The sequence below is a fragment of the Sphingomonas sp. genome (assembly GCF_031380695.1).
In the GTDB taxonomy this organism is placed as follows: domain Bacteria; phylum Pseudomonadota; class Alphaproteobacteria; order Sphingomonadales; family Sphingomonadaceae; genus Sphingomicrobium.
In genome coordinates this window covers 1-8246 of the sequence record NZ_JANMWY010000293.1, presented here as the reverse complement: position 1 = coordinate 8246, position 8246 = coordinate 1, and the positions used below count along the sequence as shown (strand labels likewise).

Here is an 8246-nt window from a genome sequence, read left to right as displayed (position 1 = left end):
TTTCACAAGACATAAACGACCAAAATCATTGTCCTGTTTTAAGACTGTCCGGCCCGCAACTGGCAAGAGGTTCCATCCTGAAATCGCTTAGCGCCCACCTTGCTGCAGCGCACCACATCGGCTAGGGGCGCGGCTTCTCTTTTTCGGAAAATTCTCATGTCTTAACGCAACGTGGCGATCATCGCCCACGTCGATCATGGCAAGACCACGTTGGTCGACCAGATGTTTCGCCAGTCCGGCACCTTTCGCGACAACCAGCGCGTCGAAGAGCGGGCGATGGATTCCAACGACCTCGAGAAGGAGCGCGGGATCACGATCCTGGCCAAGTGCACCTCGGTCGAGTGGGAAGGGACCCACATCAACATCGTCGACACGCCCGGCCACGCCGATTTCGGCGGCGAGGTCGAGCGCATCCTGTCGATGGTCGACGGGGTCATCCTGCTGGTCGACGCCGCCGAAGGACCGATGCCGCAGACCAAGTTCGTAACCAGCAAGGCGCTCGCGCTCGGGCTGAAGCCGATCGTCGTCGTCAACAAGATCGACCGCCCCGATGCGCGCGCGTCCGAAGTGCTGGACGAAGTGTTCGACCTGTTCGTGCTGCTCGAGGCCAATGACGAGCAGCTCGATTTCCCGGTGCTCTATGCGTCGGGCCGCAACGGCTATGCCGGCGAGACCGACGATGTCCGCGAGGGCACGCTCGCGCCGCTGTTCGAGACGATCGTCAGCCATGTGCCGGCGCCGTCGGCCGATCCCGATGGTCCGTTCAAGTTCCTGGTGACATTGCTCGACCGCGACAATTTCCTCGGTCGGATCCTGACCGGGCTGGTGTTCTCGGGGTCGATCAAGACCAATGCGCCGATCCATGCGCTCAGTCCCGAGGGCAAGGTCGTCGAGACCGGGCGCGCGTCGAAGATCATGGCCTTCCGCGGCCTCGAGCGGGTGCCGGTCGACAGCGCCGAGGCGGGCGACATCATCTCGATCGCCGGGCTGACCACTGCGACCGTGGCCGACACGATCGCCGATCCGTCGGTGAGCGAGCCGCTCCACGCCCAGCCGATCGACCCGCCGACGCTGTCGATGCGCTTTGCGGTCAATGATTCGCCGATGGCCGGGCGCGAGGGGTCGAAGGTCACGAGCCGCATGATCCGTGACCGCCTGTTCCGTGAAGCCGAATCCAACGTCGCGATCAAGGTTACCGAGTCGGCCGATAAGGACTCGTTCGAAGTCGCCGGGCGCGGCGAGTTGCAACTCGGCGTGCTGATCGAGATGATGCGCCGCGAGGGCTTCGAGCTGGGCATCAGCCGCCCGCGCGTGTTGTTCCGTGAAGACGACAACGGCAAGCGGACCGAGCCGTACGAGACCGTCGTGATCGACGTCGACGACGAATATTCGGGTACGGTCGTCGAGAAGATGGCGCAGCGCAAGGCCGAGCTGACCGACATGCGACCTTCGGGCGGCGGCAAGACCCGGATCAGCTTCTCCGCCCCGTCGCGCGGGCTGATCGGCTATCATGGCGAATTCCTGTCCGACACGCGCGGCACCGGGATCATGAATCGACTGTTCGAACGCTATGGCCCGCACAAGGGCAATATCGAGGGCCGCAAGAATGGCGTGCTGATCTCGAACGGCGCGGGCGAGGCCAACAACTATGCACTGGGTCCGCTCGAGGAGCGCGGCATCCTGTTCGTGGCGCATCAGGAGGCGCTGTACGAAGGCATGATCGTCGGCGAAAATGCCAAGACGGACGACCTCGAGGTCAATCCGATGAAGGCCAAGCAGTTGACCAATTTCCGCGCCAGCGGGGGCAAGGACGACGCGATCCGGCTGACCCCGCCCAAGCGCATGACGCTGGAGCAGGCGATCGCCTACATCGACGAGGACGAGCTCGTCGAAGTGACGCCGTCGTCGATCCGGCTGCGCAAGACCCATCTCGATTCAAACGATCGCAAGCGGGCATCGCGGGCCAAGACGGCGGCCTGATTCGCGGCCAATTTCGGGACAGTTCCCGCGTTCGTCCCGCGCGGGGCTCGGTTCGCCGTTTGCTCACTATATTTTAAGCCATGCGCCCCTATGTGCAGGTGCAGCAAAGGTTTTGAAGCGAGTGGGCCGGGCGGTACGCCGGGCTCCTGAGCGAGACGGAAGCCTGGCTCGGCGACAGGCGCTCAAGGCGCGCGACGAGCGGGTGGCCGCACCGAAGTAGAACGCGATTGACCCGTTTCCTGGGAGCACGCGGCTTGTCCGCGGCGGCTGTCTTCCTCCTTGCGCTGTGCGCCGGTTCGACCGCCGCGTTCGGACAGGATCGCGTGACCCTGCCGGTCGCGCAAAATTACGATCTATCCGCCCAGACGGCGATCGCGACGGTTCGCCCGACGCCGACAACCCCGGGTCAGCTGCGCTCGGTTCAGGAAGTGCTACGGGCAACAATGGATGGCCAGACCGTGCCGATGCCGCCGGCCCTGCCGCGCGTGGTGGTGCCGCTCCTTGCGCCGCACGATGGACCGGTCCTGACCATGCAGGGCGTGCCCGCGATGATCCCGCCGATGCCGGGTTCGGTCCCCGGCTCAACCTATGTCCCCGGCACCGCGCTGGCCGCGCTGGTCGACGCGAATAGCGATGGCGTGCTCGACGAGGAAGCCAATTGCCTCGCCACCGCGGTCTATTTCGAAAGCAAGGGCGAACCGCTCGAGGGCCAGCTCGCCGTCGCGCAAGTCGTCATCAACCGCGCGCACTCGGGCCGCTTCCCGGCGACGATGTGCGGCGTGATCAAGCAGCACAAGCAATTCTCGTTCGTCCGCGCCGGAGCCTTCCCTTATGTGAATCAGGGCTGCGCGGCTTGGCGCAAGGCCCAGGCGATCGCGCGCATCGCGACCCGCAACCTGGTCGCCGCGCTGCCCGCCGACGTGCTGTGGTACCATGCCGATTATGTCGCGCCGCGCTGGCGCAGCGCACTGTTCAAGGTCCAACAGATTGGCGCGCATATCTTTTATCGCGCCTGATCGCTCGCCCGGCCTCTTGCCAGCCTCCACTCGTCGTTAACCGCCAAGCGCAGGGATTCGCAGCACACCCGCACGGGTCCACGCTGTGGATAAGTTCTGGTTCGGAACGGAGGGGCTTCGAAATGTTGAGAATCCTGATCGTCGAGGACGACCGTCAACTAGCGACGACGCTCAAATATCTGGTCGAGGATAATCCCCGCTATCAGGTGGTGGCGATTGCCGACGACGTGGACAGCGCGGTAGCGGCGGCAGCCGAGCATCGCCCCGAACTGGCGCTGGTCGATCTGCGGCTGGCCCATGGCACGACCGGCTTCTCGGTCGCGGTGCGATTGAGTGACGACGATATCCCCGTACTGTTCGTAACCGGCAAGGCGCCCGATTTTCCGATGCCCGACCTGGCACTGGGTTGCCTGATGAAGCCGTTCACCGCCGAGGAAGTCCACCGCAGCCTGGCGATGGCCGAGGATGTGATGCGCGGGCGCGAGACGTTCCGCCAGCGGATGCCGCGCAACCTCACCTTCTACGACCTGCCCGAGCAGGCGGAGCCATTGGAGCAGCTGGTCGAACCCGGTTTCATCCCCTCGCGCCGATCGATCAAGACCCGCATCGAGCATTGGATCGCGGGGACGCAGGCGAACTAGGGTCGTTTCAGAAGAACGGCTCCCCCCGGCTATCGCGGGTCCGCGCCGCACGTTAGGGCGGGGCGATGGACAAGCCCCAGCGCAACGCCCGCAACCTGCCGCCGACCTTCGCCCGAATGATCAAGTCGGATACGCAGCTCCGCGTGCGGCCGCTCGGCCGTCCGATGTTTCGCACGCCCGACGTCTATCATCAGCTGCTGAGGGCTTCGTGGCTACGGCTGACACTTTATTTCCTGACCGCCTTCTTTCTGTTCAACTGCGCCTTTGCCGGCCTGTTCATGCTCGATCTCGCCGGGTTCACCCAACCCAGCCCGCAGATCGAGGCGCCCGAATTCTGGCAGCTGTTCTTTTTCTCGATCGAGACGGTCGCAACCGTCGGCTATGGCAATATGGTGCCGCTGTCACTCTATGCGAACATTCTGGTTGCGATCGAGATTTCGCTCGGGATCCTGTTTTTCGCGCTGGTCACCGGGATCATGTTCGCGCGTTTTTCGCGGCCGACGGCGCGGATGGTCTTTTCGACGATTGCCGTGGTCACGCCGATCGACGGCGTGCCGACGCTGATGTTCCGCGCTGCCAACCAGCGCCACAATCTGATCTTCGAAGCGAGTGCCCATGTGTCGCTGATCAGCGACGAGATCGTCGAGGGCGGGCGCATGCGCCGCTTTCGTGATCTTAGCCTGGCGCGCGAGCGGAACCCGGTCTTCACCCTGACCTGGACGATCATGCACCCGATCGACGAGGACAGCCCGCTGCATCAGTGGCTCGGGCGGGAGGCGGAGGCCGACGGATTCGAGATCATCGTCGTGCTGTCGGGCACCGACGAGCGCAGTGGCCAGACCATCCACGGTCGCTGGGCCTATACCGCGAAGGATGTCCGCTGGGGCGTGCGTTTCGCCGACATCCTCGGTCAGGCTGACGACGGCGTTCGGACGATCGACTATGGCCGCTTCGACGATATCATCGCGCCATGATCGGCGACGCGATTGCAGGCCCCCGCATGATCGCCAGATGCGCGGCGATGCCGGCGTCGATGGTGTAGCGCCGCGCAATGTCACGCAGGCCGATTGGCGTGCCCGTGAGGGCGAGACTGTCATCGATAGCCCGGGTCAGCGCAGAAACATCCTCGCGAGCGACGGTTGCGCAGCCATCGGCATCGTCCAGCAGCTCCCTCGCGCCGTCGAAACAGTCGGTCGTGACCACTCTGATATTGAACGCCAGCGCTTCCAGGATCGCGGCCGGCAATCCTTCATAATCGGACGAGAGCACGAACAGGCTCGTGCGGGCCAGAAAGGGCAGGACGTCGGCGGCAAAGCCGGGCATGTCGACCCGATCGATAATGCCCAGCTTTAGCGCTAGGCGCTGCAACGCCGGTCGCTCGGGTCCATCACCGACTATCGTCAACCGGCTGTCGCGGCGGCTGGAGCCGGCGAACGCCGTCAAAAGCCGGTCCAGCCGCTTTTGCGGCATCATCCGGGCGAGGGTCAGGATATGCGGTGCTGCGTGCGGTTCACGGGATGTGGCGCGGCCGAGCATCGCATCGGTGACATAGGGGTTGGCGGCCGTCCTGAAGCGGTCGCAATGCGCCGGATAAAGGCGCGAGAGAAAGTGGCGCTCGGCATCGGTCAGCACGATGATCCGGTCGTAGCGATCGAAGATGAAGCGATAGAGTGTGCGGCGATACAGGCGGCGCCATGCGCCTCGGTCGGTCGGGCGGATCACCGGGTTGGTCAGTTTCATCACCCGCAACGGTCCGCGACCTCCGCGCGGACCGAGGGCAAGGCCGGTGACCAGACCCATGTTGCTGCTGCTCGCCATGACGTGGTCGGGGCGCGCCATTTCGGTCAGTCTGCGGATGAAGCGGCGGCCGCGCATCAGTTCCAGGTGGCGCGATCCCATCGGCGGCCCGGCAGTGACGACGCGGACATCGGGGCGGAGCAGCGCGCGGAGCACTGCGTCGCCCTCGCCGCCGCTGCGCAGGACGGCGATGGCGGTCGCCATGCCGGCCGCAGCAAAGCCGTTCGCCAGCAGCATCGCCACCCGGTCGGCCCCGCCCTGGCTCAGGCGATGGATGGTCAGCAACACACCGCCAGCGAGCGAACCAGGGTCGAGTTCTTCGTTCATGACGGCAGATCCCGCAGGAAAGTCAGCGCATGCCTCCTTAACGCGACCCATCGCCGACCGCCACGCCGATTAGCCGGGCTGTTGCACCGCCGCCCGATCCGCTACCGATCTTTTCGTTGCGAAGCTTTTCAGCAGCGCGGTCAACGTTCAACGTTAAAAACGGCAGCGCAAGTTCCATGCCCGACACCACGGACCCCACACCAGTCGCGCCAGAGCGCCATGCCTTGTCGTTCGGCATGGTCCGGCGCATCTACGGCAATCTCGGCAAGCTGCTGGGCGGCAAGGCGGTCGCCGGGGTTGTCAGCCTGGTCTATCTGGTGATCGCCGTGCGCGCGCTCGGGACGCGCGACTATGGCGTGCTGATCCTGGTCCACACCTACGTCATCACCGTTGGCGGGATCATCGAATTTCCCGGCTGGCAGGGCGTGGTTCGCTATGGCGCGCTGGCCAACGAAGCGGGCGACACGCCGCGCCTGATCCGGCTGCTGCGTCTGTCGACGGTGATCGAGATTGTCGGCGGCGTCGTCGCGATCGTCGTCGCAGCGGCGCTGGCCCCGTGGATCGGCCCCAGACTCGGATGGTCGCCAGCGGCGATCGCCTTCGCCGTCCCCTACAGTTTAGCCGTGCTGGCGACGATCCGCTCGACTCCGGCGGGCTATCTTCAATTGCGCGGGCGGTTCGACCTGCTCGGGTTGCACAATGTGATTTCGCCGTTGGTGCGGCTGGTTGGGGCAGTGATCGCGGTTGCGGTCGGCGCGGGGCTGCGTGGGTTCCTGATCGCCTGGCTGGTCGCGGCGCTGGCCGAGTGGGTGTCGATGTGGGCGTTCGGTTTGTGGGTCGTCCGGCGCGACCTGGCCGGGGAGCGACTGGCCGGATCACCGCGTGGCGCAATTTCGGAGAATCCGGGCATCAGGCGGTTCATGCTGGCCGCCAATGCGGACGTCACGTTCGGCGATTTGTCGCAGCGACTGACGTCCCTGATCATCGGCTGGGTCATGGGGCCGGTCGCGACCGGTATCTTCGCCGTCGCCCAGCGCGCGACCGCGGTCATCGCCCAGCCCGCCGGCAACCTCGGCCAGGCGGCCTATGCCGAAATGGCGCGGCTGATCGCGGCGGGCGGGCGCGGGCACGAGATCCGCCGCGCGTTCGTCAAATCGGTGACCATCGCCTTCGCCGTCGCGGTCCCGCTGGTCGTGTTGATCGCCTTCTTCGGCCCGGCCATTGCCCGGCTTATTGGTGGTCGCCAGTTCGGCCCGGCGGGGACGATCATGCTGTGGCTGTTCGCCGCCCGCGCGATCCTGCTCGTCGGCCCTCCGGCGAGCGCGGCGCTGGTCGCGATGGGCATGCCGGGGACATCGTTTTTTGCCAATCTGATCTGCTCGCTGGGCTTGTTGCCGTTCCTGCCGCTGGCGATGGCGGCGTTCGGGCTGGCGGGGGCGGGGGCGTTTGCGCTGGTGCAGGCGGCGTGCACGGCGGCAATGCTCGGCGGGCTGCTGTGGCGGCGGACGAGCGGTTAGAGGGACGCGAGCAGTGCCTCGGCGTGGCTGGCGATGCCGCTGGGGATCGAATAGCGCTCGGCAATCGCGCGCAGGCTGGTCGGGCGCGCGCGGGCGAGGCGATCGTCGATCTGCGCTGCGAGGCTCGCGGGGTCGGTCCGCTCGATGATCGCGCAGCCTTCGCTGCCGCCGAGCAGGGCGCGGGCGGCGGGGAAGCAGTCGGTGCCGATCACCGGGCAATTGGCGGCCATCGCCTCCAGTACCACCGCCGGCAGGCCCTCGTAATCGGACGCCAGCACGAACAGGTCGGCGGCGTGGAGCGCGGCGGCGACGTCGTTGACGTAGCCGGGCAGCGAAACGCGCTCGCCGATGCCGAGCGCGGCGACCTGCGCCTCGAGCTGCGCCCGCTCCTCGCCCTCGCCGAGGATCAGCAAGTGGGTATCGGGCGTCCGCACCAGCGCGAAGGCGGCGACCAGCCGTTCGAGCCGCTTCTGCGGGGACAGGCGGGCGACGCAGATCACGGTCTTGCCGGTCGCTGTCGGGGCGGCGGTTGCCGGGGCGAGCATTGCCGCCGTGACATAGGGATTGGCGACGTCGCGGAAAAGTGCGGCGTGGGTCGGAAACGCCGCGCGCATCTCGTCGCTTTCCTGCGCGCTGAGCGTCCACACGCCGCGCGTCCAGCCGAAGATCCAGCCATAGCTCGCCCGCCGCAGCGAGCGGACCAGCCCGGTGTGGCGCGAACTGGCGACCGGGTTGGTCGTCTTGAGGAACAGCCGACCCTGCGCTCCGGCAGCGCGAAAGGCGATGGCGGTGACCAGCGCGCTGTTATTGGCGCAGGCGACGACCGCGTCGGCGGGTTCGCGGCGGAGGAGGGCGGTCAGCGCGGGCAGCGCGCGCAGCAGGTCGAGCGGGCGGAAACTGCCGGTGCGCCCGAGATAGCGCAACGTGACCCCTTGACCGAGCAACTCGTTCGCCACCCCCTCGGCATC

Annotated in this window: 7 protein-coding genes; 5 read left to right on the top strand and 2 right to left on the bottom strand. The window is 66.3% G+C overall.

Annotated features, from left to right (window positions below; genetic code table 11):
* Positions 1-171 precede the first annotated feature (171 nt).
* The 4 genes from typA to RMN84_RS10595 all read left to right on the top strand — a co-directional run bounded on the left by typA (position 172) and on the right by RMN84_RS10595 (position 4611).
* Positions 172-1980 (top strand): translational GTPase TypA, encoded by a 1809-nt coding sequence (typA, locus tag RMN84_RS10610; protein ID WP_309612141.1) that lies wholly within the window; start codon positions 172-174, stop codon positions 1978-1980.
* 227 nt (positions 1981-2207) lie between these two features.
* Positions 2208-2996, top strand: a complete 789-nt coding sequence (locus RMN84_RS10605; protein ID WP_309612140.1) for a cell wall hydrolase — start codon at positions 2208-2210, stop codon at positions 2994-2996.
* Positions 2997-3118: 122 nt separating this feature from the next.
* Positions 3119-3637, top strand: a complete 519-nt coding sequence (locus RMN84_RS10600; protein ID WP_309612139.1) for a response regulator — start codon at positions 3119-3121, stop codon at positions 3635-3637.
* A 65-nt stretch (positions 3638-3702) separates the two neighbouring features.
* Positions 3703-4611, top strand: coding sequence for an ion channel (locus tag RMN84_RS10595; RefSeq protein ID WP_309612138.1), 909 nt, complete (start codon positions 3703-3705; stop codon positions 4609-4611).
* Here RMN84_RS10595 and RMN84_RS10590 read toward each other — a convergent pair.
* The gene (locus RMN84_RS10590) at positions 4598-5761 is read right to left on the bottom strand and encodes a glycosyltransferase (protein WP_309612137.1); all 1164 of its coding nucleotides are present in this window, start codon (positions 5759-5761) and stop codon (positions 4598-4600) included. The genes RMN84_RS10595 and RMN84_RS10590 overlap by 14 nt on opposite strands.
* A gap of 176 nt (positions 5762-5937) precedes the next feature.
* Here RMN84_RS10590 and RMN84_RS10585 point away from each other — a divergent pair, with 176 nt between their 5' ends.
* Positions 5938-7278, top strand: coding sequence for an oligosaccharide flippase family protein (locus RMN84_RS10585; protein WP_309612136.1), 1341 nt, complete (start codon positions 5938-5940; stop codon positions 7276-7278).
* Here RMN84_RS10585 and RMN84_RS10580 read toward each other — a convergent pair.
* Positions 7275-8246: glycosyltransferase (locus RMN84_RS10580; RefSeq protein WP_309612135.1), on the bottom strand; the 972-nt coding region annotated here is incomplete at its 5' end. The genes RMN84_RS10585 and RMN84_RS10580 overlap by 4 nt on opposite strands.